Annotated in this window: 24 protein-coding genes; 17 read left to right on the plus strand and 7 right to left on the minus strand. The window is 71.1% G+C overall.

The window, feature by feature from the left end; translation table 11 throughout:
• Window positions 1-16: 16 nt before the first annotated feature.
• The 6 genes from pufB to AC5JJ1_RS18515 all read left to right on the plus strand — a co-directional run bounded on the left by pufB (window position 17) and on the right by AC5JJ1_RS18515 (window position 4,711).
• Window positions 17-322 carry a light-harvesting antenna LH1, beta subunit gene (gene pufB, locus AC5JJ1_RS18490; RefSeq protein ID WP_495786581.1) on the plus strand — a complete coding sequence of 102 codons (306 nt, stop codon included), beginning with the start codon at window positions 17-19 and terminating at the stop codon, window positions 320-322.
• 16 nt (window positions 323-338) lie between these two features.
• On the plus strand, window positions 339-515 hold the full coding sequence (gene pufA / locus AC5JJ1_RS18495) for a light-harvesting antenna LH1, alpha subunit (protein WP_082012450.1): 177 nt from the start codon (window positions 339-341) through the stop codon (window positions 513-515).
• A 102-nt stretch (window positions 516-617) separates the two neighbouring features.
• Complete coding sequence (gene pufL, locus AC5JJ1_RS18500; RefSeq protein WP_495786582.1) at window positions 618-1,442, plus strand: photosynthetic reaction center subunit L; 825 nt, start codon at window positions 618-620, stop codon at window positions 1,440-1,442.
• A gap of 28 nt (window positions 1,443-1,470) precedes the next feature.
• Window positions 1,471-2,448 (plus strand): photosynthetic reaction center subunit M, encoded by a 978-nt coding sequence (pufM, locus tag AC5JJ1_RS18505; protein ID WP_495786583.1) that lies wholly within the window; start codon window positions 1,471-1,473, stop codon window positions 2,446-2,448.
• Window positions 2,445-3,518 carry a photosynthetic reaction center cytochrome PufC gene (pufC, locus tag AC5JJ1_RS18510; protein WP_495786584.1) on the plus strand — a complete coding sequence of 358 codons (1,074 nt, stop codon included), beginning with the start codon at window positions 2,445-2,447 and terminating at the stop codon, window positions 3,516-3,518. The genes pufM and pufC overlap by 4 nt, the downstream gene beginning before the upstream one ends.
• A 179-nt stretch (window positions 3,519-3,697) precedes the next feature.
• On the plus strand, window positions 3,698-4,711 hold the full coding sequence (locus tag AC5JJ1_RS18515) for a c-type cytochrome (RefSeq protein ID WP_495786585.1): 1,014 nt from the start codon (window positions 3,698-3,700) through the stop codon (window positions 4,709-4,711).
• Between the two features lie 122 nt (window positions 4,712-4,833).
• Here the strand turns inward: AC5JJ1_RS18515 and AC5JJ1_RS18520 are convergent, their stop codons facing one another.
• Window positions 4,834-6,024, minus strand: coding sequence for a vWA domain-containing protein (locus AC5JJ1_RS18520; protein WP_495786586.1), 1,191 nt, complete (start codon window positions 6,022-6,024; stop codon window positions 4,834-4,836).
• A 6-nt stretch (window positions 6,025-6,030) separates the two neighbouring features.
• Entirely contained in the window at window positions 6,031-6,879 is an 849-nt protein-coding gene (locus tag AC5JJ1_RS18525) for an AAA family ATPase (RefSeq protein WP_495786587.1), read from the minus strand.
• A gap of 91 nt (window positions 6,880-6,970) precedes the next feature.
• On the opposite strand from AC5JJ1_RS18525, the gene AC5JJ1_RS18530 reads away from it, so the two are divergent.
• The 4 genes from AC5JJ1_RS18530 (at window position 6,971) to AC5JJ1_RS18545 (ending at window position 13,788) form a co-directional block, all read left to right on the plus strand.
• The gene (locus tag AC5JJ1_RS18530) at window positions 6,971-7,537 is read left to right on the plus strand and encodes a DUF1003 domain-containing protein (RefSeq protein WP_495786588.1); all 567 of its coding nucleotides are present in this window, start codon (window positions 6,971-6,973) and stop codon (window positions 7,535-7,537) included.
• A gap of 94 nt (window positions 7,538-7,631) precedes the next feature.
• On the plus strand, window positions 7,632-8,612 hold the full coding sequence (gmd, locus tag AC5JJ1_RS18535; protein WP_495786589.1) for a GDP-mannose 4,6-dehydratase: 981 nt from the start codon (window positions 7,632-7,634) through the stop codon (window positions 8,610-8,612).
• Between the two features lie 9 nt (window positions 8,613-8,621).
• The gene (locus AC5JJ1_RS18540; protein ID WP_495786590.1) at window positions 8,622-9,587 is read left to right on the plus strand and encodes a GDP-mannose 4,6-dehydratase; all 966 of its coding nucleotides are present in this window, start codon (window positions 8,622-8,624) and stop codon (window positions 9,585-9,587) included.
• 43 nt (window positions 9,588-9,630) lie between these two features.
• A complete protein-coding gene (locus tag AC5JJ1_RS18545) occupies window positions 9,631-13,788 on the plus strand; it encodes a glycosyltransferase (protein WP_495786591.1) in 4,158 nt (1,385 codons plus the stop codon).
• A gap of 87 nt (window positions 13,789-13,875) precedes the next feature.
• On the opposite strand, the gene AC5JJ1_RS18550 is transcribed toward AC5JJ1_RS18545, so the two are convergent.
• Genes AC5JJ1_RS18550 through AC5JJ1_RS18560 form a run of 3 tightly spaced genes read right to left on the minus strand, consistent with a single transcriptional unit; the run spans window position 13,876 to window position 17,051 of the window.
• On the minus strand, window positions 13,876-14,853 hold the full coding sequence (locus AC5JJ1_RS18550) for a tripartite tricarboxylate transporter substrate binding protein (RefSeq protein ID WP_495786592.1): 978 nt from the start codon (window positions 14,851-14,853) through the stop codon (window positions 13,876-13,878).
• Window positions 14,854-14,884: 31 nt separating this feature from the next.
• The gene (locus tag AC5JJ1_RS18555; protein ID WP_495786593.1) at window positions 14,885-16,396 is read right to left on the minus strand and encodes a tripartite tricarboxylate transporter permease; all 1,512 of its coding nucleotides are present in this window, start codon (window positions 16,394-16,396) and stop codon (window positions 14,885-14,887) included.
• A gap of 4 nt (window positions 16,397-16,400) precedes the next feature.
• Complete coding sequence (locus tag AC5JJ1_RS18560; protein WP_495786594.1) at window positions 16,401-17,051, minus strand: tripartite tricarboxylate transporter TctB family protein; 651 nt, start codon at window positions 17,049-17,051, stop codon at window positions 16,401-16,403.
• Here AC5JJ1_RS18560 and AC5JJ1_RS18565 point away from each other — a divergent pair.
• Window positions 17,017-17,973: an AAA family ATPase gene (locus AC5JJ1_RS18565; protein ID WP_495786595.1), complete on the plus strand. Its 957-nt coding sequence runs from the start codon at window positions 17,017-17,019 to the stop codon at window positions 17,971-17,973. The two genes, AC5JJ1_RS18560 and AC5JJ1_RS18565, sit on opposite strands and share 35 nt — an antisense overlap.
• On the plus strand, window positions 17,973-19,271 hold the full coding sequence (locus AC5JJ1_RS18570) for a VWA domain-containing protein (protein ID WP_495786596.1): 1,299 nt from the start codon (window positions 17,973-17,975) through the stop codon (window positions 19,269-19,271). The genes AC5JJ1_RS18565 and AC5JJ1_RS18570 overlap by 1 nt, the downstream gene beginning before the upstream one ends.
• Window positions 19,272-19,280: 9 nt before the next feature.
• On the opposite strand, the gene AC5JJ1_RS18575 is transcribed toward AC5JJ1_RS18570, so the two are convergent.
• Entirely contained in the window at window positions 19,281-20,087 is an 807-nt protein-coding gene (locus tag AC5JJ1_RS18575) for a class I SAM-dependent methyltransferase (protein ID WP_495786597.1), read from the minus strand.
• Window positions 20,088-20,233: 146 nt separating this feature from the next.
• Here AC5JJ1_RS18575 and AC5JJ1_RS18580 point away from each other — a divergent pair, with 146 nt between their 5' ends.
• From AC5JJ1_RS18580 to AC5JJ1_RS18590, 3 genes are read left to right on the plus strand one after another with little or no spacing between them, the layout of a single operon-like run.
• Window positions 20,234-20,818, plus strand: a complete 585-nt coding sequence (locus AC5JJ1_RS18580; RefSeq protein WP_495786598.1) for a helix-turn-helix domain-containing protein — start codon at window positions 20,234-20,236, stop codon at window positions 20,816-20,818.
• On the plus strand, window positions 20,811-21,188 hold the full coding sequence (locus AC5JJ1_RS18585) for a hypothetical protein (protein ID WP_495786599.1): 378 nt from the start codon (window positions 20,811-20,813) through the stop codon (window positions 21,186-21,188). Before AC5JJ1_RS18580 ends, AC5JJ1_RS18585 begins: the two co-directional genes overlap by 8 nt.
• Window positions 21,082-21,546, plus strand: a complete 465-nt coding sequence (locus AC5JJ1_RS18590) for a cytochrome P450 (protein WP_495786600.1) — start codon at window positions 21,082-21,084, stop codon at window positions 21,544-21,546. The genes AC5JJ1_RS18585 and AC5JJ1_RS18590 overlap by 107 nt, the downstream gene beginning before the upstream one ends.
• Here the strand turns inward: AC5JJ1_RS18590 and AC5JJ1_RS18595 are convergent.
• A complete protein-coding gene (locus AC5JJ1_RS18595) occupies window positions 21,533-22,774 on the minus strand; it encodes an alpha-hydroxy acid oxidase (protein ID WP_495786601.1) in 1,242 nt (413 codons plus the stop codon). The two genes, AC5JJ1_RS18590 and AC5JJ1_RS18595, sit on opposite strands and share 14 nt — an antisense overlap.
• Window positions 22,775-22,878: 104 nt before the next feature.
• Between AC5JJ1_RS18595 and AC5JJ1_RS18600 the strand changes: the two genes are divergently transcribed.
• Both AC5JJ1_RS18600 and AC5JJ1_RS18605 read left to right on the plus strand, forming a co-directional pair.
• On the plus strand, window positions 22,879-23,487 hold the full coding sequence (locus tag AC5JJ1_RS18600; protein ID WP_495786602.1) for a hypothetical protein: 609 nt from the start codon (window positions 22,879-22,881) through the stop codon (window positions 23,485-23,487).
• A 138-nt stretch (window positions 23,488-23,625) separates the two neighbouring features.
• The gene (locus AC5JJ1_RS18605; RefSeq protein WP_495786603.1) at window positions 23,626-24,918 is read left to right on the plus strand and encodes an AmpG family muropeptide MFS transporter; all 1,293 of its coding nucleotides are present in this window, start codon (window positions 23,626-23,628) and stop codon (window positions 24,916-24,918) included.
• Window positions 24,919-24,929 lie beyond the last annotated feature (11 nt).

Raw genomic sequence — 24,929 nt, forward strand, 5'->3', positions numbered from 1 at the left:
CGGCCACCAGTCGTGCGTGGCTCAACCGGCCGCGTCGATCCCTGCCGCGCGGGAGTTGCGCGGTAACGGCCGCAAGGCCGCCATCACAGAGGTAATCGAGATGGCCGGTACTGACATGCGAGATGGCTCGCTGACGGGGCTGACGGAGAACGAAGCGAAGGAGTTCCACGGAATCTTCGTGACGTCCTTCATCATCTTCACCGTCATCGCCATCGTTGCGCACTTCCTGGTTTGGCAATGGCGCCCCTGGCTTCCTGGCCCGCGCGGCTACACGCAGTCGATGATCGACGGCGCGGCCTCGCTCGCCACCTACTTCACCTGAGAGGAGGGCAGAACACATGTGGCGCATTTGGCTGCTGTTCGATCCGCGTCGCGCGCTGGTCGGGCTCTTCACCTTCCTCCTCGTGCTCGCACTGGTGATCCACTTCATCCTGCTCAGCACGAACCGCTTCAACTGGATCGAGGGTCCGCGCCCGCAGGCGATGATCACCGATACCATCAGTTCGGTCGTCTAGCGCGACCGTCCGGGTGGCGGACGGGGCAACCCCTCGTCCGCCGCCGACCTGACTGCAACGAGGCTGCCCACACGGACCGCCTCCCCATCCGGGGTATCCACCATGGCGATGCTCAGCTTTGAGAGGAAGTACCGCGTCCGCGGCGGCACCCTGATCGGGGGCGACCTCTTCGACTTCTGGGTCGGCCCCTTCTATGTCGGCTTCTTCGGCGTCACGACCATCTTCTTCAGCCTGCTCGGCACGGCGATGATCTTCTACGGGGCCGCCCTCGGCGGCACCTGGAACCCGTGGACGATCAACATCGCCCCGCCCGACCTGAAATACGGCCTCGGCCTCGCCCCGCTGAAGGAGGGCGGGATCTGGCAGATCGTCACCGTCTGCGCCCTCGGCGCCTTTGTCTCCTGGGCGCTGCGCCAGGCGGAGATCTCGCGCAAGCTCGGCATGGGCTACCACATCCCCGTCGCCTACAGCATGGCGGTCTTCGCCTACTTCACCCTGGTGGTGATCCGCCCGGTGCTGATGGGCGCCTGGGGCCACGGCTTCCCCTACGGGATCCTCAGCCATCTCGATTGGGTGTCGAACACCGGCTACCAGTACCTGCACTTCCACTACAACCCGGCGCACATGCTCGCGGTGACCTTCTTCTTCACCACGACGCTCGCCCTGTCGCTGCACGGCGCGCTGGTGCTCTCGGCCATCAACCCCGCCCCGGGCGAGGACGTGAAGACCGCGGAGCACGAGAACACCTTCTTCCGCGACACCATCGGCTATTCCATCGGCACCCTCGGCATCCACCGCCTCGGCCTCTTCCTGGCGCTCTCCGCCGGGTTCTGGAGCGCCGTCTGCATCGTCATCTCGGGGCCCTTCTGGACCCATGGCTGGCCGCAGTGGTGGAGCTGGTGGCTCAACCTGCCGATCTGGAACTGAGCCCCGAGCAAGGAGGAGGAACATCCCCATGGCGGAATATCAGAACATCTTCACCCGCATCCAGGTGAGAGGCCCGGCCTATATCGGCGTGCCGCTCGCCCGCCACGACAGCCCGCGCGACGGCAAGCCGAATTTCGCCTATGTGCTCGGCTGGCTCGGCGACGCGCAGGTCGGCCCGATCTATCTCGGCTGGCTCGGCATCATCTCGCTCATCTTCGGCTTCGCCGCCTTCGAGATCATCGGCCTCAACATGCTGGCCTCGGTGAACTGGAACGCCCTGCAATTCATCCGCCAGCTGCCCTGGCTGGCGCTCGAGCCGCCCTCGCCGGCCTATGGCCTCAGCATCCCGCCGCTGGCGGAAGGCGGCTGGTGGCTGCTGGCCGGCCTGTTCCTGACGCTGTCGATCCTGCTCTGGTGGGCCCGCACCTACCGCCGCGCCCGGCAGCTCGGCCTCGGGACGCATGTGCCCTGGGCCTTCGCCGCCGCCATCTGGCTCTACCTGGTGCTCGGCTTCTTCCGCCCGCTGCTGATGGGCTCCTGGTCGGAGGCGGTGCCCTTCGGCATCTTCCCGCATCTCGACTGGACCAACGCCTTCTCCGTCCGCTACGGCAACCTGTTCTACAACCCCTTCCACATGCTCTCGATCGTCTTCCTCTACGGCTCGACCCTGCTCTTCGCCATGCACGGCGCGACCATCCTGGCCTCCGGCCGCTTCGGCTCGGAGCGCGAGGTGGAGCAGGTGATCGACCGCGGGACGGCGCATGAGCGCTGCGCCATCTTCTGGCGCTGGACCATGGGCTTCAACGCCACCTTCGAGAGCGTCCACCGCTGGCTCTGGTGGTTCGCCGTGCTGACCCCAATTACGGGCGGCATCGGCATCCTGCTGACCGGCACCGTGGTCGACAACTGGTACCTCTGGGGCGTCAAGCACGGCATCGCCCCTGCCTATCCGGAGGTTTTCCGCGCCATGCCCGACCCACTCCTCACGCCGGGGGCCGCACAATGAGCTTCTCCCTCAAACTCGGCGCGGTGCTCGCCGGCCTGCTCGGCCTGGCGGTCATCCTCTTCACCTTCGAGCGCCCGCCGGTGGAGACGGTGCAGACCGGCTTCCGCGGCGTCGCCCTGGGCAACATCGCCAACCCGCGGCTGCAGCCGGCGCTGGCTGCGGCCAACCAGCTCCCGGCCATGATCCCGAACGTGCCGGCGGTCGGGCCCAAGGCCGGCCAGGCCTACCAGAACGTGCAGGTGCTGGGCGATCTGGGCGTCGCCCAGTTCGCCCGCACCATGGCGGCGATGACGGCCTGGATCTCGCCCCAGCAGGGCTGCGGCTACTGCCACAACACGGCGAACATGGCCTCCGACGAGGTTTACACCAAGGTCGTCGCCCGGCGGATGCTGCAGATGGTCGCCCGCATCAATGCGGAGTGGAAGCCGCATGTGCTGGAAACCGGCGTGACCTGCTACACCTGCCACCGCGGCAACCCGATCCCGGCCAATGTCTGGTCGCAGGACGCGGGCGGCCGGACGGCCGGCTTCGCCGCCAATCCGGGGGGGCAGAACCTCGGCGCGGCGTCGGTCGGCTACAGCTCGCTGCCCTACGACCCCTTCAGCGCCTATCTCGAGCAGGCCGACAATATCCGGGTGCAGAGCCCGACGGCCCTGCCGACCGGCGACACCCAGAAGGTGAAGGACACCGAGCAGACCCTGGGGCTGATGATCCACTTCTCCTCCTCGCTCGGGGTGAACTGCACCACCTGCCACAACACCCGGGCCTTCGGCGCCTGGGACCAGAGCTCGCCGCTGCGCACCAATGCCTGGCACGGGATCCGGATGGTGCGGGACATCAACAACAACTTCATCGAGCCCCTGCAGCCGGTCTGGGCGGCCAACCCGAACGGCCCGGCCAGCGGCCCGCACCGCCCCCGCCTCGGCGCGGCCGGGGACCCGCTGAAGGTGAACTGCGCCACCTGCCACCAGGGGGTGAACAAACCGCTCAACGGGGTGTCGATGCTCCGCGACTACCAGGAGCTGAACCTCATCACCAAGATCGACGCGCCTCCGCCCATCCGGCGGTAAGGCTCGCCCGACCAGGGGCCGGCATCCCTCCGCAAAGGGGGGTGCCGGCCCCTTCACGTTTGGGGGTCGGGACGGGTTGCGGGTCCCGCCGCTTCGGCTATATGCATCCTGGCCCTTGCGCCCCGCGTTCTATTTCGCCCGGCCCGATGGCCGCCGCCGCTCCGAGGACGTCACCGCCTATGAATTCGCTCGAGCTGAACAAGGCTTTCGCCGCAGTGCTGACGGCCGGCATCACCTTCATGGTGGCCGGGCAGGTCGGCAAGCTGCTGGTGCATGGCGAAGCGCCGCATGAAAGCGCCATCCGCATCGGCGACCCGACCGGCGGGGCCCCCGCCGCGGCTCCCGCCGCCGGCCCGGAGATCGAACCGATCTCCGGCCTCCTGGCCAGCGCCGACGTGGCCGCCGGCCAGCAGCTGAGCCAGCGGAACTGCGGCGCCTGCCACAGCTTCGACCAGGGCGGCCGCAACGGCATCGGCCCCAACCTCTACAACATCGTCGGCGCGCCGCATGGCCATGCCGAGGGCTTCAACTACTCCGCCGCGATCAAGGGCAAGCAGGGCCCCTGGGACTACGAGGAGCTGAACCACTGGCTCTACAAGCCGGCCACCTATGCGCCCGGCACCCGCATGGCCTTCGCCGGCCTGAGCAACACCCAACAGCGGGCGAATGTCATCGCCTATCTCCGCAGCCTGTCGCCGAGCCCGAAGCCGCTGCCGCCGGCCGGCCAGCCTGCCGCGCCGGCGGCTGCCGCTGCCCCGGCGGCTGCCGCCGCTCCGGCCGCCCCGGCCCCGGGCGGCGCCCCCGCCGCGACCCCGGCCGCCGCCTCGGCGGACATCCCGCCGGTCGCCCCGCTGCTGGCCAATGCCAACCCGGACAATGGCGCAGCCCTCAGCCGCCGCCTCTGCGGCGTCTGCCACAGCTTCAACGAGGGTGGCCGCAACGGCGTCGGCCCTAACCTCTATGACGTGGTCGGCAAGCCGCATGGCCATCTCGACAATTTCAATTACTCGGCGGCGCTGAAGGCCCATCAGGGCCCCTGGAACTACGAGGAGCTGAACCGCTGGCTCTACAAGCCGGCCGCCTATGCCCCTGGCACCCGCATGGGCTTCGCCGGCATCCCGAAGCCGGAGGATCGGGCGGACATCATCGCCTATCTGCGCAGCCTGTCGGCCAACCCGCAGCCGCTGCCCTGATGTGGCTGGGAGCTGGGCCCAGGGCGATCTCCGTTCGCACGGGCTCACGGAACCCGCTCCAGGTCATGATATCGGCGGGCAAATACCTCCGATCGGATGAGTCCATCTGATCGGGGTTTGCTCTAGCGGCTCAGCTCCCGCGTCATCGCCTCGATCCCGCCGAGGGTGAGCGGGTACATCCGGTCCTCCATCAGCTGCCGCACCAGGCCGATGGAATGCGTCCGCGCCCAGGCCGCCTGCGGCATCGGGTTGAGCCAAGCCGTCCGGCGGAAATGCCCGGTCAGCCGCGTCATCCAGGCGCTTCCCGGCTCCTCGTTCCAGTGCTCGACGCTGCCCCCGGGCTGGATGACCTCATAGGGGCTCATGCTCGCATCCCCGACGAAGACGGCCTTGTAGTCCGGCCCATAGGTCCTGAGCACGTCGAGGGTCGGCACCTCGCTCTCCCGCCGCCGCCGGTTGTTCGTCCAGAGCCGCTCATAGGGGCAGTTGTGGAAGTAGAAATGCGCGAGATGCTTGAACTCCGCCCGCGCGGCCGAGAACAGCTCCTCCGAGAGCTTCACCCAGTCGTCCATCGACCCGCCGATATCGAGGAAGAGCAGCACCTTCACCGTGTTGTGCCGCTCCGGCACCATCTTCAGGTCGAGCGACCCAGCATTGTTGGCGGTCGAGCGGATGGTGTCCGGCAGGTCGAGCTCCGTCGCCGCCCCCTGCCGGGCGAAGCGCCGCAGCCGCCGGAGCGCCAGCTTGATGTTCCGCGTGCCGATCTCGACCGAATCGTCGAGGTCCCTGAACTCCCTCTTGTCCCAGACCTTCACCGCCCGCCGGTGCCGGCTCTCCTCCTGCCCGATCCGGACGCCCTCGGGGTTGTAGCCATGGGCGCCGAAGGGCGAGGTCCCCGCCGTCCCGATCCACTTGCTGCCGCCCTGGTGCCGCCCCTTCTGCTCGGCGAGGCGCTGGCGCAGCATCTCCATCAGCTTGTCGAAGCCGCCCGCGGCCTCGATCGCCGCCTTCTCCTCGTCGGAGAGCAGCTTCTCCGCCATCTTGCGCAGCCATTCCTCCGGCAGCTGCCGCACCAGCTCCTCGAACCCCTCGCCCTCGGCCGGCTCCAGCCCCTTGAACACCTCGCCGAAGACCCGGTCGAAACGGTCGAGATGCCGTTCGTCCTTCACCAGCGCCGCCCGGCTGAGATGGTAGAAGTCGTCGACGCTGTAACCGGCGACGCCCTCCTTCATCCCGCGCAGCAGGGCGAGGTACTCGGTGATGCTCGCCGGGATGCCGGCCGTGCGAAGCGCGAGGATGAAGTGCGCCAGCACGGCCGCCTACCTCTGCCGCTGCCGCGACAGGAAGGCCAGCCGCTCGAACAGGTGGACGTCCTGCTCGTTCTTCAGCAGCGCCCCGTGCAGCGGCGGGATCGCCACCTTCGGGTCGGAGGAGCGCAGCACCTCCGGCGGCAGGTCCTCGATCATCAGCAGCTTCAGCCAGTCGAGCAGCTCGGAGGTCGCCGGCTTCTTCTTCAGCTCGCCGACGCCGCGGACCTGGAAGAAGACGTTCAGCGCCTCCCGCGCCAGCTCCTGCTTGATGTCGGGGAAATGCGCCTGGACGATCCGCTCCATCGTCTCCCGGTCGGGGAAGCGGATGTAGTGGAAGAAGCAGCGGCGGAGGAAGGCATCCGGCAGCTCCTTCTCATTGTTCGAGGTGATGATGACGACCGGGCGGTGCCGCGCCACCACCGTTTCCTTCGTCTCGTAGACGAAGAACTGCATCCGATCGAGCTCGAGCAGCAGGTCGTTCGGGAATTCGATGTCAGCCTTGTCGATCTCGTCGATCAGCAGGACATGCTGCCGGTCAGCCGCGAAAGCCTCCCACAATTTGCCCCGCACGATGTAGTTGGAGATGTCGTGCACCCGCGCATCGCCGAGCTGCCCGTCGCGCAGCCGGGAGACGGCGTCATACTCGTAGAGCCCCTGCTGCGCCTTGGTCGTCGACTTGATGTGCCACTCGATCAGCGGCAGGCCGAGCGCCTTCGCCACCTCATGCGCCAGCACCGTCTTGCCGGTGCCCGGCTCGCCCTTCACCAGCAGGGGCCGCTGCAGGGCGACCGCAGCGTTGACCGCCACCTCCAGGTCGCGCGAGGCGATGTAGTTCTCGGTGCTCCTGAACCCGGCCACGCCTGCCCCCCGATGCCGCCCTGGACCGGAAAGGTGGCCTCTCCCCCGGCATCGGGCAAGCTATCTTCGCCCCCTGCCACGGAGCCCCGCCATGCCCGAGCCCATGCCCGTCGAAGCCGCCGCCCATCGCTGGTTCGGCCGCAAGCCCCACGACCTCTCCGCCGCCGAGCGCCTGGTCCTCGCCTCAGCGAAGGAGCAGCGGGTCATCAGCCGCAACATCGAGCGGGATTTCGACGGGGACCTCACCTTCGGCCAGCGCCTGGCCGACCGCGTGGCGGAATTCGGCGGCTCCTGGGCCTTCATCATCAGCTTCGGCCTGTTCCTGACGGCCTGGGTGCTGCTGAACACGCTGCTGCCGCGCCCCTTCGACGCCTACCCCTACATCTTCCTCAACCTGCTGCTCTCGATGATCGCCGCCATCCAGGCGCCCGTCATCATGATGAGCCAGAACCGCCAGGCGGCGCGGGACCGGGTGGACGCAGCGCATGATTACGAGGTCAACCTGAAGGCCGAGATCGAGATCATGGCCCTGCACGAGAAGCTGGACCAGCTCCGCACCCGCGAGATCGAGGCGCTGCTTGCGCGCCAGCAGGAGCAGATCGACCTGCTGACGCGGCTGCTGCAGGAGGGCAGGGCAGGGGACGGGCACCGGCCCTGAGCCCTGGCCGCCCCGGGACCGGGCCGGCTGTCTTGGAATTTCCACCCGATGCCGCTAAGCACGCCGCCGAAGCCCCCATCAGGATCGATTTCGCATGCCGCGCGCACTTATTACAGGAGTCACCGGCCAGGACGGGGCGTATCTCTCGAAGCTCCTGCTCGACAAGGGCTATGAGGTCTTCGGCCTGCTCCGCCGCTCCTCCTCGGGTGACGTGATCGACGAGCGCCTGCGCTGGCTCGGCATCGCCGGGCAGGTGCGGATGATGGACGGCAACCTGATCGACCTCTCCGCCCTCATCCGCATCCTGAACGAGGTGAAGCCGGACGAGGTCTACAACCTCGGCGCCCAGTCCTTCGTGAAGACCTCCTGGAACCAGCCGCTGCTGACCGGCCAGGTGACGGCGCTCGGCGCCAACAACCTGCTGGAGGCGGTGCGGCTCGTGGCCCCCGGCGCCCGCTTCTACCAGGCCTCCTCCTCCGAGATGTACGGCCTGATCCAGGAGCCGGTGCAGAGCGAGACGACGCCCTTCTACCCGCGCTCGCCCTATGCCGTCGCCAAGCTCTATGCCCACTGGATGACGGTGAACTACCGCGAGAGCTTCGGCCTGCATGCCTCGAGCGGCATCCTCTTCAACCATGAGAGCCCGCTGCGCGGCATCGAATTCGTCACCCGCAAGGTCACCGACGGCGCCGCCCGCATCAAGCTCGGCCTGGCGACCGAACTGCTCATGGGCAACATGGACGCCAAGCGCGACTGGGGCCATGCCCGCGACTATGTCGAGGCGATGTGGCTGATGCTGCAGCAGGACAAGCCGGACGACTACGTCGTCGCCACCGGCCGCACCGTCACCGTGCGCGACATGGCGCGCATCGCCTTCGAGCATGTCGGGCTGAACTACGAGGAGTTCGTGAAGGTCGACCCGGCCTTCCTCCGCCCCGCCGAGGTCGACATCCTGCTAGGCGACGCCTCCAAGGCCAGGGCGAAGCTCGGCTGGGAGCCGCGGACGACGCTCGAGGACATGATCACGGAGATGGTCGAGGCCGACCTGTTCCGCCACCGCGCCCGCATGCGCTGAGCCTGGGCCATGGCCGCACCGGCGCGTATCCTGGTGACCGGCGCGGGCGGCTTCGTCGGCCGCAACCTGCTTCCCGCGCTGCGCGCCGCCTTTCCCGCGGCGGTGCTGATCGGCGCCGGCCGCGAGGCCGCCGTTCCGGGCATGGATGAGAGCCATCGCTTCGATCTCCTCGACCCCGCCGGCCTGGACGCGGTCATCGCCGCCGCCCGGCCCGATGCGGTGCTGCACCTCGCCGCCCAGTCCAGTGTCCCCGCCTCCTTCCGCGCCCCGGCCGAGACCTGGCGGTCCAACCTGCTCGGCACCCTGGCCCTGGCCGAGGCGGTGATGCGCGAGGCGCCCGAGGCCAGCTTCCTCTTCGTCTCCTCTGGCGAGGTCTATGGCCTCGGCTTCCAGTCCGGCGAACCGCTCGACGAGATGGCGGCCTTCCAGCCCGCCAACCCCTACGCCGCCAGCAAGGCCGCGGCGGACCTGGCGATCGGCGAGATGGCGCTGCGCGGCCTGCGCGCCCTTCGGCTCCGCCCCTTCACCCATATCGGGCCCGGCCAGACGCCGAATTTCGCCGTCGCCAGCTTCGCCCGCCAGGTTGCCCGGATCGAGGCCGGGCGACAGGAGCCGGTGCTTCGCACCGGCGCCCTCGATCGCTGGCGCGACCTTCTCGACGTGCAGGACATCTGCGCCGCCTATGTCCGGGCCCTCGCCCTGGCGGACCGGCTGCCGCCCGGCCTCCCGCTCAACCTGTGCAGCGGCGAGCCGCGCCGCATCGGCGACATCCTGGACCAGCTGCTCGCCCTGGCTGGCGTCGAGGCCCGTATCGAGCAGGAGGCTGCCCGCCTCCGCCCAACCGATGTCGTGCGCATCCAGGGCAACCCCGGCCGCGCCCGCGCAACTCTGGGCTGGACCCCTGCCATCCCCTGGGAGGAGACCCTACGCTCCATCCTCGTCGAGTGGCGCAGCCGCGTCGCGGCCGGCGATTAGGCCGCGAGGCCGGCGCCTGACCTGAACGGAACGCCCTATGCCGATGTCCCATCCGCTCAAGCCGCAGGTGCTGCGCGACCTGGCGGAGATCGACGGCGCGGATGGCTGGTGGGAAGCCACGGGCCCCGCGGCCGCCTTCCGCCTGGCGCCGGGCCCGGCCGGCCTGCCGACGGGCTGGCTCCGCCTCACCATGGCGGTGCAGGCGCCGCGCAACGCTCTCACCCTGCCCGGCATCAAGGTCGATGCCGGTGCCGGCTACCAGCCGCTCCGGGTCCTGCTGGCGCGCCGTTCCGCCCAGGGCCGCTGGAGCCTGGTGATCCATGTGCCGACGCAGGCCATCGCCCTGTCGATGACCCCGCCGGTGACGCAGGGTCCCTTCCATCTCGGCCCCATCGCGGCACGGCCGACGACACGGCCGCTGGTCGGCGCCCGCCTTGCCCTGTCGCTCGGCCGGCGCTGGGCGCAGGAGCCGCGACAGGCCACCCGCTCGGCGCGCAGCCTGACCGCGGCCTGGCGCGGCCAGGGCCGAGCCGGCCTGCGCCAGGCACTCGGCCAGGCCCTGTTCGACAGCGGCACGGTCGCCACGGCGCCGGCCATTCCCGTCGCCGACCGCTACCAGCAATGGATCATGGAGCAGGAGGGCCTTGCCCCGCCCGCCGTCAGCGCCGAGGCCCGGCGCGTCACCCTGCTGCTGCCGGTCCGCGCCGGGGAGGCGGCTGCGCTTCCGGCAACGCTCGCCAGCCTGCAGGACCAGCCGGGCGCTGAATGGGATTGCCGCCTCGGCCTGGCGCCGGGGGTCGAGCCGCCCGCCGGTCTCGATCCTCGCATCGCCACCCTCGTCTTGGAGAGTGCCGAGCGCGGCGCGATGCTGGCCGCCCTCGCCGCCGGCGCTGGCGGCGAGCGGCTCCTGGTGCTCGACCCCGGCGACCGGCTGGTCCCGGACGCCCTCGCCGCCCTTGCCGCGCCGGAGGCCGCGCTCGTTCATGGCGACGAGGATCGCATCGGCCCCAATGGCCGCCGCGCCTTGCCCTTCCTCAAACCGGAATGGTCGCCCGAGCTGCTGGAAGCCTTCAACTATCCGGGGCGCCCGGTCGCGCTGGACCGCGCCGCCGTGGAGGCCGTCGGCGGCTTTGCGCCCGGTACCGGCGCCGGCGCGGAATGGGACCTCCACCTCCGCCTTGCCGCCAGCGGGCGGGTTGCCCGCATCCCCCGCATCCTCTGCCACCGCCCGGCCGACGCCCCGGCCGACCGGCCCCCCGCGCACAGCCCCGACGCCGCCGAGCTGCGCGCGGTCATTGCCGCTCATTGGCAGCGCCAGGGCATCCCGGCCGAGGTGGCGACCCAGCCCGACGGCACCCAGCGCGCAACCTGGCCCATCGCCGATCCGCCCCTCGTCTCCGTCATCGTCCCGAACCGGGATCAGCCCGCGCTGCTGGCTCGATGCCTGCGTGGCCTGCTGGAGGAGACCGACTACCCGCGCATCGAGATTGTCATCGTCGACAGCGGCTCCTCCGATCCGGAGACGCTCGCCCTCTATGCCAAGCTCGAAGCGGCCGGCCGCATCCGCCTCGTCCCCTACCGCCACCCGTTCAACTACTCCGCCGCCTGCAATGCCGGCGCCCGCGCGGCCGGCGGCGCGCTGCTGCTTTTCCTGAACAACGACATCGCGGTGTCCCAGCCCGACTGGCTCGCGGAGCTCGTCCGCTATGCGCAGCGACCGGGCGTCGGCGTCGTTGGCACCATGATCGTGGGCCCGGACGGCACGCTGCAGCATGCCGGCACCACCCTCGGCATGCATCTCTGCGGCGCTCTCTTCCGCCTTGCGTCAGAGACGGAATGGGGCCCCATCGGCTCGCCATCGGTGCCGCGCACGGTCTCGGCGGTCATGGGCGCCTGCCAGATGGTCCGACGCGAGGCCTTCGCCCAGGCCGGCGGCTTCGACGAGAGCTTCGTCATGGCGAATGGCGACGCCGCCCTCTGCCTCGCCGCCGGCGCTCTGGGCTGGCGCACGGCCTACACGCCTTTCGCCCGCCTCATCCACCAGGAGGGCGCAAGCCGCGGCCGCCGCGACCCGGAGGCGGATCTGACGCGCACCGCTCTCGAGCTCCGCCGCCTCGGCTACCGCGAGGATCCCTTCTTCCACCCCGCCCTCGATGCCGACATCACCGTCCCGCGCCTCCGCGTCGGGGCGGAGCCGGGCAATTCCGCCAGCCTCGCGCGGGACATCCGGCGGCACGGCGCCGGCCTCGCCAGCCTGGTGCCCCTCGACCTCTGCAACGATGCCGACATCGCCGAGGCGGTCGGTCTGCCGGCCGAATCCCTGTTCTGGCGCCCCGTCCGCGCCGAGGCGATCGACGACCCCTGGTCTGCCGCCCGCTGGTGCCTCACCCTGCTGCGCCGCCGCCCCGACCTCCGCGCCCGTTTCCCCGACGCGCTCTCCGCCGGCGCCGGGGGCGCATTCGCCCGCTGGCTCGCCAACGAGGGCGCCACGGAGCTCTGCCTTCCTGCCCCTGCGCTGCCACGGATCGCCGCCGCCTTCGCCGCCGATCCCGCCGCCCGCGCCCGCCAGATCGTGCTGACGCAGTCGGGCCTCGCCGGGGATATGGCGCTTGCCTTCCTCCCCGCCGGCCGCGCCAGCCTGCTGGGCTTCCTGCTGCGCCGCGACGGCGTCCCGCTGCGGCTTGAGGAGATCTGGTGGCTCGCCCTCCTTTGCGCCGAGGACCCGGCGCGCGAGCTGCTGCTGAGCCACCGGTTCAACCCCAGCTGGCAGGCCCTCTTCCCCGACGGCCCCACCGCCTTCGGCCGCCGCCGCATGGCCGCCTGGCTTCGCGCCACTTATCGCTGCGAGGGCGCCTGGACCGATCCGTCCAACTGGCTCGAAACTCAGACCCCGGCCGAGCAACTCCGCCTCGGTTGGTCCAGCCGCCCGCACTGGCGGAATTGCCACCCGGATCCCTTCGCAACCCCTGCCGCCGCCCGCGCCCTGCTCGACTGGCTCGCCGGACCTGATGCTGGACTGGACGAGGGTGCAAGCGCCTGGCTCGCCGCCCAACCGCGGGAGGCGCTGGCGGAAGCCTTGGCCCGCCCCGGGCTGACCGTTATCGGCCATCTTTGCTACCCCTCGGGCCTCCGCACCTCGACCCTCTCCATCGTCCAAGGCCTCAGCGCACAGGGCTACGACCTGCCGCTGCGTGACGTGCCGGTCGATGCCGAACATGACCTGCCGGAGCATGCTGTGTTCGGCGGCTTCGAGCTGCACGACGCAACGCTCCTGCACATCCAGCCGGAGCCCTTCTTCCGCCGGGCCTATGCCTGCGCCGGACTGCAACCGCGACGGCCGCGCACGCATCGCATCGGCTACTGGTACTGGGAGCTCGACTCCGTGCCCGCCGGATGGGCCGGCGCCGCCGCCGAGGCCGACGAGATCTGGACCGCAACACGCTTCGTGGGCGACGCGCTGCGCTCGCGCTTCGACATCCCCGTTTTCGAGTTCATGCCCGGCGTCATGCTGCCGCCATTCACCCGCCGCGCACCGGAGCAGTTCGGCATTCCGTTCGGCCGCTTCACCTTCCTTTTCACCTTTCACATGATGAGCATCATGGAGCGGAAGAACCCGCTCGGCCTCATCCGCGCCTTCCGCCAGGCCTTCCGCAGGGAAGAGGAGGCGATGCTGATCCTGAAGACCTCCTTCGGCGAGAAGCATCCCGGCCTCATCGCGGAGCTGCATGCCGCCGCGGCCGAGGCAGGCGGCCGCATCATGATTATTGATCGCGTCTTCACCTTCGACGAGACCATCTCGCTGATGGACGCCTGCGACTGCTATGTTTCGCTCCATCGCAGCGAAGGGCTCGGCCTCACCATGGCGGAGGCGATGCTGCTGGCGAAGCCGGTCATCGGCACGCGCTATTCCGGAAACCTCGATTTCATGACGGAGGAGAACAGCCTCCTCGTCGACCATCGGCTGGTTCGGATCGCCAGGCCGATCCCGCCCTACGATGCCGGCACGCGATGGGCCGAGCCCTCGGAGGCGCATGCCGCGCAGCTGATGCGCCGTGTCTTCGAGAACCGCGACTTCGCCCGCGGCCTCGGCGCTCGTGCCCAAGCCGAGCTGCAGGAAAGCCTGTCGATGGACGCCGCCGGCCGCCGCATGGCGGCACGGCTGGAGGCCGTCCGCGTCGAGCGGCGGGGGAAGGTGAGCTAGCGCGGCATCCGTTCGCACCGCTCCTACTTCCTGCCCGAGCCAGTCAGGCGGTCCGGTGGGGTACTCCCACCGGATCGGGGCTCGCCCTCAGGCCTTCGCCAGCCCCGCCGCCTTCATCGCCTCCCCGAGCGAGGCATCCGCCTTGGCCAGATGCTCCCCGAAGCCCGCCGCATCCGCATAGGTCATGCCGAAGCCACGGCTGTTGAGGAAGTCCTTGTACTCCTGGCTCTGGTACACCTTCCCGAGCGCCGCCTCCGCCGCCGCCTTGACCTCGGCCGGCAGCCCCGGCGGCCCGGCGATCCCGCGCCAGGCGCCGGTCTGGTAGTCGACCCCCATCGCCTCCTTCAGCGTCGGGAAGTTGGGGAAGACCGACAGCCGCTCCGGCGCCATCACCGCGAGCGTCCGCGCCCGCCCGGCATCGAGCATCGCCCGCGCCTCCGGCACGGAGCAGGTGGTGAAGTCGAGGCCGCCCGCGGCGAGGTCCTGCATCGCCGGCGCCGCGCCGTTGCTCGGCACCCAGCGCACGTGGTTGGCCGGCAGCCCCATCGCCCCGAGCCAGCCGGCCAGCGCCAGGTGCCATATGCCGCCCTGGCCCGTGCCGCTCGCCTTGAACTTGCCGGCGGGGCTCGCCTTGATCGCATCCGCCAGCTGCTGGACATTCTGGTAGGAGGAGCTGGCATTCACCTGGATGCCCGGCGGGTCGTTGTTCATCAGCCCGATCGGGGTGAAATTCTTGTAGGTGACCTCGGTCAGCCCCTGCCAGTGTAGCATGCAGATCTCGGCCGTGATCATCCCCAGCGTGTAGCCATCCGGCTGGGCCGAGGCGATGGCCGCATGCCCGACCACGCCGGAGCCGCCCGTCCGGTTCACCACGTTGAAGGGCTGGCCCAGCTCCTTCTCCAACAGCGTGGCGATGATGCGGAGCACCGCATCCGTCCCGCCGCCGGCTGCCCAGGGGCAGAGCATCTGCACCGGCCGCGCGGGCCAGCGCGGCTGGGCAAGCGCGGGGGAGGCGAGCAGCGCGGCGCCCGCCCCCATCAGGCTGCGGCGGTCGATCATCGGCATGGCGTTTCCTCCGGCTTTGCTTGATTCATTTCTATTCCGCCGCGCCCTGCGCCGGCAAGCGCCGCCCGCCCGTGCGGTTCCAGATCCAGACGCCAAGCGGCCAGAGCAGCGCCCCGATGGTCATCGCCGCCAGCACCGCCGAGACCGGCCGCTCGAAGAAGGGCATCACGTCGCCGTCCGACTTGATGAGCGAGGTGATGAAATTCTGCTCCACCATCGTCCCCATGACGATGCCGAGGACGAGCGCCGCCACCGGATAGCCGTTCCGCTCCATGACGAAGCCGAGGATGCCGAAGAGCCCGACCAGCAGCACCGAGAACAGGTTGTTCCCCGTCGCATAGGAACCGACGGCGCAGAGCAGCAGGATCACCGGCATGATCGCCGCCCGCGGCGCCCGCAGCACCTGGGAGGCGACGCGGATCATGACGATCCCGAGCGGGATCATGATGATGTTGGCGATGATAAAGATGAGATAGAGCGCATACATGCTGCGCGCATTCTCGGTGAAGAGCGTCGGGCCGGGATTGAGCCCCTTCATGTAGAGCACGCCGATGGCGATCGCCGTGATCGTGTCGCCCGGGATGCCGAAGAGCAGCGAGGGCACCCAGCCCGAGGCGAGCGAGGCGTTGTTGGAGGCGCCGGCCTCCACCAGCCCCTCCGGATGCCCCGTGCCGAACTTCTCCGGCTCCCTCGAGAACTTCTTCGACATCGCGTAGGAGACCCAGGCGGCCATGTCGGCGCCTGCGCCCGGCAGCACGCCGATGATGATGCCGATGATGTTCCCCCGCCACATCGGCCACTGGTACTTCTTGGTCAGCTTCCACTGCCCGGCGAGGATGGAGCCGAACTTGCGATGCGGCAGCTTCGGCGGCTCCGCCGTCGCCATCGCCCGCATCACCTCGCTGACGGCGAAGACGCCGACCAGCGCCGGGATCGGCTCGATGCCGCCCAGCAGGTCCGTCAGCCCGAAGGTGAAGCGCGGCGTCCCCGCCGGGTTCTCCATCCCGATGCAGGAGACGAGCAGCCCGAGCAGCATGGAGGCGATCGCCTTGATCGGCGAGGAGCGCGCGACGAGCGTCGCGCACATCAGCCCGAGGAAGGCGAGCCAGAAATACTCGAAGGTCGAGAAGGACAGCGCCATCTCGGCCAGCAGCGGCGCCATCAGCACCAGCGACAGCGTCCCCACGATCCCGCCGATGGCCGAGAACCAGAGGCCGGCGCCGAGCGCCAGCTCCGCCTGGCCCTTCCGCGTCATCGCATAGGCCTCGTCCGTATAGGCGGCGGAGGCCGGCGTGCCCGGGATGCGCAGCAGGCAGCCCGGGATGTCGCCCGAGAAGATCGCCATGGCGGAGGCGGTGATGATGGTGGCGATGGCCGCGATCGGGCTCAGCCAGAAGGTCACCGGCACCAGCAGCGCCGTCGCCATGGTGGCGGACAGCCCGGGCAGCGAGCCCACCACCAGCCCGTAGATGGCGGAGGCGACGATCGCGATCACCACATCCGGCGCGGCGACGAGGCGGAAGGCTTCGAGAAGCTCGTTCATGGCCCTACCACGGCGCCGGCAGCACGCCGTCGGGCAGCGGCACCCGCAGCAGCTTGTAGAAGGCGAGATGCACGAGGACCGGCGCCACCAGGGCGATCGGCACGGCCAGCCGCAGCCGCGCGCCGAGCGCCACCGCGGTGACGAAGACCATGATCGCCGCCGTCGGCAGGAAGCCGAGCGGCTCGGAGGCCAGCATGTAGAAGAGCAGCAGGGCAGGGGGGATCAGCACGCGCAGCCCGTTGAAGCGCGAGCCCGTCGCCGGCGCCTCCTCCTCCGGCACTTCGAAGCTGCGGCCGATGCCGAAGGCGATCAGCACCCCGCAGATCACCAAGCCGGAGCCGATCAGCAGGGGGAAGGCCGCCGGCCCCACATCCTGCCCAGGCACCGCCGGCAGGCGGGAGCCGCTCCAGGCCGCGAGCCCCCCAAGGATCACCAGGACCCCTCCGGTCACCCGGTCGGATAATTGCACGGGATCGTTCCCCCCTGGACGCTCTCTCTCCGGAACCAGTCTACCCCGCCCGCCTTCGAGGTCCAGATACCCCTTCCCATCGGGCCCGGCCGATTTGGCGCCCCCGCCGTGGCAAGGCATCATCCGGCGAAACGGAGAGACCTCGCACCCCATGACACCGCCCTGGCACGGCCAGCTCCACTCCATCGAGGCGACCGAGGCCGGCCTCGCCTCCGCCGGCTACATCGCCAGCCGCCCGATCGCGACGGCGGCCTATCTGGCGCATCACCTGCGGAAGCCCATCCTCGTCGAAGGCCCCGCCGGCGTCGGCAAGACGGAACTCGCCAAGGCGCTGGCCAGCTGGCTCGGCATCGGGCTGATCCGCATGCAGTGCTACGAGGGCCTCGACGAGTCGAAGGCCCTCTACGAGTGGAAATACGGCAAGCAGCTGCTCTATACCCAGATCCTGAAAGACCGCCTCGGCGGCGCCCTCGGCGAGGAGCCCGGGCTGGACGCCGCGCTCGCCCGCCTGCACGGCTTCGGCGACCTCTTCTTCTCCGAAGCCTTCCTCGAGCCCCGTCCCCTGCTGCGCGCGCTGCGCGAGCCCGGCGGCGCCGTGCTGCTGATCGACGAGGTCGACAAGGCGGACCAGGAATTCGAGGCCTTCCTGCTCGAGCTGCTCTCGGACTACCAGGTCTCCATCCCCGAGATCGGCACCGTCCGCGCCGCCATCCCGCCGCTGGTCCTGCTGACCTCGAACAGCCAGCGCGACCTCGGCGACGCGCTGAAGCGCCGCTGCCTCCACCTCCATATCGGCCTGCCCGATGCGCGGCTCGAGGCGCGCATCCTCGCCGCCCGCATCCCCGGCATCGAGGACGGGCTCCGCCGCCAGCTCGTCGCCTTCGTGCAGCAGCTCCGTACACTCGACCTGCGGAAGCTGCCCTCCGTCAGCGAGACCATCGACTGGGCCCGCACCCTGATCCTGCTGCATGTGCGGGAGCTGGATGCGGCGGTCGTGCGCGACACGCTCAACGTCCTCCTGAAATACGAGGCCGATATCGAGACGGCGGACCCGCGCCTCGCCGAGCTGCTGGCGGCCGCCCGGCGCGAGTCCGTCCCCATCCGCTGATGCAGGGCCCGCTCCTCGACTTCCTGCGCGCCGCCCGCAGCGCCGGCCTCCGCATCTCGCCGGCCGAGAGCATCGACGCCGCCCGCGCCGTGGACCAGGTCGGCTATGCCGACCGCACCACGCTGCGCGACACGCTCTCCCTCGTGCTCGCCAAGACGGCGGAGGAGAAGCGCCTCTTCGCCGACTGCTTCGACCTCTTCTTCTCCCGCCCGGCCTTCGCCCCCGAGCAGCCGGAGGAACCGGCGCCCGCCGCGGCCGAAAGCCCGCTCGCGCAGATGCTCCTCTCCGGAGACCAGTCCGGCCTCGCCGCCGCCGCCGAGAGCGCCGCGGCGGAGCTGCGGGTCTCCAACATCACCATCTTCACCCAGGTGAACCTCTACACCCGCCGCATCCTCGAGCGGATGGGCCTCGCCGCTCTCGACCGCGAGATCGCCGCCGCCCCGCCCGCGACGGCCGACCGCCTGCGCGAAGGCCGCGACCGCCTGCGCGAGCAGGTGAGGGAGCTCGTCCAGCAGAACCTCGCCCTCTATGCCCGCGGCCAGGCCGAGGCCTATCGCGACCGGACCTTGGCCCGCACCCGCCTCGCCGCCATCGACCGCCGCGACCACGACCGCATGCGGAAACTCGTCCGCGCCATGGCCCGGCGGCTGGCCACGCAATACGGCCGCCGCCGCAAGCGTCGCCGCCGCGGCCTGCTCGATGCCCGCCGCACCATCCGCCGCAACATGGGCTGGGACGGCCTGCCCTTCCTCCCCGTCTGGAAGCAGGAGGTGATCGACAAGCCGAAGCTCGTCGTCCTCTGCGACGTCAGCGGCTCCGTCGCCGCCATGGCGCAGTTCCTGCTGCTCTTCCTCTACTCGCTGAACGAGGCGCTCTCCGGCCTGCACGCCTTCGCCTTCTCCGGCACCCTCGTCCCCGTCTCTGACCTGCTGGAGGGCCAGCCGATCGAGCGCGCCATCCCCGCCGTACTGGACCGCGCCGGCTTCGGCTCCTCCAACTACGGCCAGGCCCTCGCCGACTTCGCCGAGTCGCACATGGCCCTGCTCGACAGCCGCACCACCGTCATCATCCTCGGCGACGGCCGCGGCAACCGCACCGACCCGCGCACGGAGCTCCTCGCCGCCATGGCCAACCGCGCCAGGCAGATCGTCTGGCTGAACCCGGAGCCCCGCCCGCTCTGGGGCACCGGCGATTCCGACATGCGCCGCTACGCCCCGCATTGCCGCGTCGCCGCCGTCTGCAACACGCTCGACGCGCTGGATCGCATCATCGCCGGGTTGCTCCGCGACGGCGCCTGACCGGCGGCGCTACCGCCACGCTGTCAGCACATGCGCCCTCATCTGGCCGGCGACCGGCCCGTCCCCGAAGCGCGCGGCGATGGCCGCCGCCGCCGCCTCGGTCGCCGCCGCCAGCGCTCCCTCGCCCTGCGCCTCGATCTCGCCCCGCATCGGCGTCCCCTGGCAAAAGCCGATGGCGACCGCCCGCGCATCCGGCGCCCGGCTCTCCCGCGCGACGGTCTCCGCCTCCACCCCGGCGAAGCCCGCCGCCCGCAGCTCCGCCCGCAGCAGGGCCAGGTCGTGATGACCATGCGGCGTCCGCGCCAGGAACATGGGTGGGTTCCCCGGGAACAGCCGCGCCATGGCGGCCACGACGACATCGGCGAAGTCGTTCGCCTCGATCCGGTCCCAGACGCTGAACAGGAAGCGGCCGCCCGGCCTCAGCACCCGCCGCGCCTCGGCGAAGGCGCGCGGCCGGTCGGGGAAGAACATCGCCCCGAACTGGCACACCACCGCATCGAACATCGCGTTGGGGAAGGGCAGCGCCTGCGCATCCGCCTGCCGCCACGTCACCCGCGCGGAGGACAGCCGCTCCGCCGCGTGGTCGAGCATCGGCTGGTTGAGGTCCGTCGCCAGGATGGAGAGGCCCTCCGGCATGGCCGCGTCGAGGGCGCGGGTGACGATCCCGGTCCCCGCCGCCGTCTCCAGCAGGTGCCCCGCCGCCAGCCCCGTCAGCCGCGCCGCCATCTCCGCCGCATAGGGCGCGAAGAGCATCGGCCCGAGATAGCGGTCGTAAAGGGCAGGGACAGAACCCCGGAAGTTCCGATCGGCGTCCATGGCGGCGTCCTCCCCGCCGCCGATCATGCCGCAGCCCGGGCCGCGCCGCGCGTCTTCAGCCAGGATTGATCGCCACCCGGCCCCTTGCGCCCAGTTCCCTGAATGAACATTCAATAATTTGGATGATCGTTCAAAGAGGCGCTCCCATGTCCCGCCCGCCAAGCTCTACCCGCGAACGCCTCGCCGAAAACACCGCCCGGCTTCGTCGCCAGCACATCCTGGATGCCGCCCGCCGGGTCTTCGCCGCCCGCGGCTTCCACCGCGCGACGATCCGCGAGATCGCGGCCGAGGCCGGCGTTTCCGACGGCACGATCTACAACGTCTTCGAGGACAAGCTGGCCCTGCTCCTCGCCCTGCTCGACCCGCTGGGCGAGGCCGCCGCCCCGCCGCCGCTCCCCGCCGAGGCCGACCCGACGGCCCTGCTGCGCCACCTGCTCCGCCTCCGCTGGGCCGCGCTGACGCCGGAGATGCTGGAGGCGCTGCGCGTCGTCCTCTCCGAGGCGCTGGTCGATGGCTGGCTCGCCGAGTGCCTGCTGCAGCGGGTCATCGCCCCCGTCCTCGCCCCGCCGGAGGCGCCCCTGCCGATGCCGCCCGCCACGCTCCGCATCCTGATGGCGACGGTGCTCGGCCTCGTGCAGCTCCGCCTGCTCGGCGAGGCGGAGACCACCGCCCGCTGGGAGGAATTCCCCGACCTCATCGCCGCCGCCTTCCTCGGCCGCCCCGATGCCTGAGCCGCTCCGCCTCGACGACCCCGCGGCGCGCCGCGACCCCCACCCGCTCTACGCCCGGCTGCGGGCCGAGGCCCCGGTCCACCGCCTCCGCCTGCCGGGCGGCCGCGAGGCCTGGCTCCTGCTCCGCCATGCCGATGTCGCCGCGATGCTGCGCGACCCGCGCCTGATGAAGGACCCCGCCAGCGCCGGCCGCAAGCGACCCTGGGTGCCGCGCGCCATCGCCCCGCTGACCCGCAACATGCTGGACCTCGACGACCCGGACCATGCCCGCCTCCGCCGCCTCGCCGGCCGCGCCTTCACCCCGCGCCGGGTCGAGGCGCGCTGGACCCGCCCTGCTGCCGGCCGCCATCGAGGAATTCCTCCGCCATGACGGCCCGGTCGAGACCACGACCAACCGCTATGCGCGCGAGCCGATGGAGCTCGCCGGCACCCGCATCGCCCGGGGCGAGATCGTGCTCGGCTCCATCGCCGCGGCCAACCGCGACCCGGCCGCCTTCCCGGATCCCGACCGGCTCGACCTCGCCCGCACGCCCAACCGGCACCTGGCCTTCGGCGGCGGCCATTCCTGCATTGGCGCGCCGCTCGCCCGGCTGGAGGGCGCGGTCGGCATCGCCACGCTGCTCCGACGCCTGCCGCGCCTCCGCCTCGCCGTGCCGGAGGAGCGGTTGCCCTGGCGCCCCGGCCTCGTCCTGCGCGGCCTCGAGGCGTTGCCCGTCACCCCGGGCTGAGCGGCCCCGGCGCATTCCGCGGCGGCTCGAACCGCACCGCGCCGGGGTGCAGCACCGTCGCCCTTGCCGCATCGGCGACGCTCAGCACCCCCGCCTGCGCGAAGGTCCCCCGCACCTCCTCGGCGAAGGCGGCCGCCGCATGGTCGCCCCCCGCCTCCCCCAGCGCCGCCACGGCGTAGAGGAAGGCCCGCCCGGCGAAGGCCATGTCCGCCCCCACCGCCAAGGCCCGCAGCACGTCGAGCCCCGAGCGGATCGACCCGTCGAACAGCACCTTCGCCCGTCCCGCCACCTGCGCCGCGATCGCCGGCACCGTGTCGATCGAGGCGGGCGCCGCGTCGAATTGCCGCCCGCCATGGTTCGACACCCAGATGCCGTCGACGCCGAGCCGCACCGCCCGCTCCGCATCCTCTGGATGCTGCAGCCCCTTCAGCACCAGCGCCCGCGGCCAGGCCTCGCGGAAGCGGGCGACATCCTCCCAGGTCACGCCGGTGGTCATGTGCCGCTGCACGAAGCCCGCCATCTCCGCGAGCCCCGCCCCCTCGTCGACATAGGCCCGCATGTTGGGGAAGCTCGGAAGCCCCGCCCGCAGCGAGGCCACCGCCCAGAGCGGCGCCCGAGCGATGTCGAGCATCGTCCGCGGCCGGTAGCGGAAGGGCATCACCAGCCCGTTGCGGACGTCATGTACCCGCTTCTGCCGCGCCGGCACATCCAGCGTGACCACCAGCGCATGCGCCCCCGCCGCCTCCGCCCGCCGGATCAGGTCGAAGGACAGCGCATGCCGGTCCCCCGGAAGACCGTAGAGCTGGAACCAGAAGACATCCGGCGCGATCCGCGCCAGCTCCTCCATCCCCAGATTGGCGACGGTGGAGGAGACATAGGGGATGCCCGCCCGCTGCGCCGCCGCGGCCAGGATCGCATCCGCCCCCGGCCAGACGATGCCGATATTGCCCATCGGCGCGACGCCCACCGGCGCGGTGTAGACGCGCCCGAACAGCTCCGTCCGCACCGAGACGGTCGAGACGTCCAGCGCATAGCGCGGCACGATCCGCACCGCATCCATCGCCGCCCGGTTGTGCGCGACATTCGGCGCCCCGTCACCCACACCGCCCGCGACGAAGTCGTAGGCGAAGCGCGCCACCCGCCAGCGCGCCCGGCGCTGCAGGTCGCCGAAGGTCGGGAAGCGCCGGCGCAGCCGTGCCGCCGGCGTCTCCGCCACTGTGCCGCTCATCCGGCCCCCTCCCTTTTCGTTCCCGCTGCCACATCTTCACGTCAATGCCGCGGAAGGCAACCGGCCGCCGCGTCCGGCGCTGAAGGACCAAAAGAGGAACCACCATGCCCCGCCCCAGCCTGCCCCTCCTGGCGACGCTTGCCCTGCTCGCCGGCTGCGTTGCGCCCGACCAGCCGCCCCAGGGCTACGCCACCCTGCCGCCCGATGCCGTCCAGGGCGCCGGCGACCCGACCCGCTCGGCGATCATCGGCAGCGCCTATGCCTTCGGCAATCCGGCGAGCCTCGCGGGCAACCCCGCCGCCGCCGCCCGCGCCGTCGCCAATTACGAGTACCTGGCGACCGAGCTGCCCTACGGCCCGCGCTGGCGCGGCTTCAACGGCCCGATCGGCCCGCTCTTCACCGATGGCCTGCAGGAGCTTCGCCCCGCCATCGGCATCGCCCCCAACGCACCGGCCCAGCCGGTCGTGCAGTCGCTCTACGCCGCCTCCCGCGCCATCAATGCGGGGGATCAGGCGGCCGCCGAGCGCGTCCTCTCCAATCCGGCCTTCCCCAATGGCGGCGCCGCCACCCTCCAGCGCCTGGCGAACCTGCCCGCCTTGCCCCGTGTCGCCGCGGCCACCGCCTTCGCGGCGCAGGAGCTCGACCGGCAGGACCGCCTCGGCTCCCCGCGCGGCCAGGGCGGCGGCGGTGGCGGAAGCGGCGGCCGCTCCTGATGCTCGCCGGTTAATAGCCTCCCGAGGGGCCGGCCCGCGGCATCGCGCGGCGGTGCTGCGGAGGGAGTCCTTGCCGATCCCTTGCCATGGCTCCGCGCCGCCGTGGCAAGGGGCCCGCGCTTCTGCTAGCCGGGGCGCATGCCGCATCCCGCTTCCTCCGCCTGGTGGCGCGACCGCCGATATCTCGTGCTGCTCGCCCTCGGCTTCGCCTCCGGCATCCCGCTGCCGCTGACCGCGGCGACGCTGCGCCGGTGGCTGTCGGAGCAGGGCCTCTCGGTCGAGCTGATCGGCCTCACCGCCTCCCTCGGCCTGGCCTACACGCTGAAATTCCTCTGGGCCCCGGCGCTCGACCAGATCGCGCCGCCGCTCTTCCGCGCCCTCGGCCGCCGCCGCGGCTGGCTCGCCTGCATCCAGCCGGTGCTGATCCTCTCGATCGCCGCCCTCGGCCTGACCACGCCGACGCCCGGCGCCTATGCCGCCACCTTCGCCCTCGCCGGCTTCGTCGCCTTCCTCTCCGCCAGCCAGGATGTCGTGGTCGATGCCTACCGCATCGACCTGCTGGAGGAGCGCGAGCAGGGCTACGGCCTCGCCCTCTATGTCTGGGGCTATCGCGGCGCCCTGCTGACGAGCGGTGCCGGGGCGCTGGCCGTGACGGAGCTCGGTGGCTGGGCCCTCGGCTACGGCATCTGCGCCGCGCTTCTCGGCGTCGGCCTGCTGGCGGTCCTGATCGGCCCGGAGCCCGCCGCCCCGCCCCGCCTCCCGACGACGCCGGGCGGCCGCCTCCGCGCCGCCGTCATCGACCCCTTCCTCGACTTCATGGGGCGCCGCCACTGGCTGGCGATCCTGCTCTTCGTCGTGCTCTTCAAGCTCGGCGAGGCGCTGGCGGGCGTGATGACCCAGCCTTTCTACGCCGCCCTCGGCTTCACCCGGCTGGAGCTGGCGGCGATCAACAATGTCTTCGGCCTCGTCGCGATCCTCGCCGGGGCGCTCGCCGGCGGCTGGCTGGTGCGCCGCCTCGGCATTGCCCGCGCCCTGGTGCTGACAGGCTTCGGCCAGATGCTCTCCAACCTGATGTATGTCGCGCTCGCCATGGCGGGCCACGACCTGCCGCTGCTCTGGGCCCAGGTCGGCATCGAGAACTTCACCGACGGCATGGCCGATGCCGCCTTCCTCGCCTATCTCTCCGGCCTCACCAACCGGGCCTTCAGCGCGACGCAGTACGCGCTGCTCTCCTCGCTGGCGGCCTTCGCCACCCGCACCATCGGCGGCGCCTCGGGCTTCCTCGCGGCCTGGCTCGCCTGGCCCGGCTTCTTCCTGCTGACGACGCTCGCCGCGCTGCCGGCGATGAGCATCATGCTTTGGCTGCTCCGCCGCCTGCCGCCCCCGCCCGTGGCGGAGCCCGAGCCGGCCGCAGTCCTATCCAACCCATGAATACGCCGCAT

This window comes from Belnapia sp., from assembly GCF_059504005.1.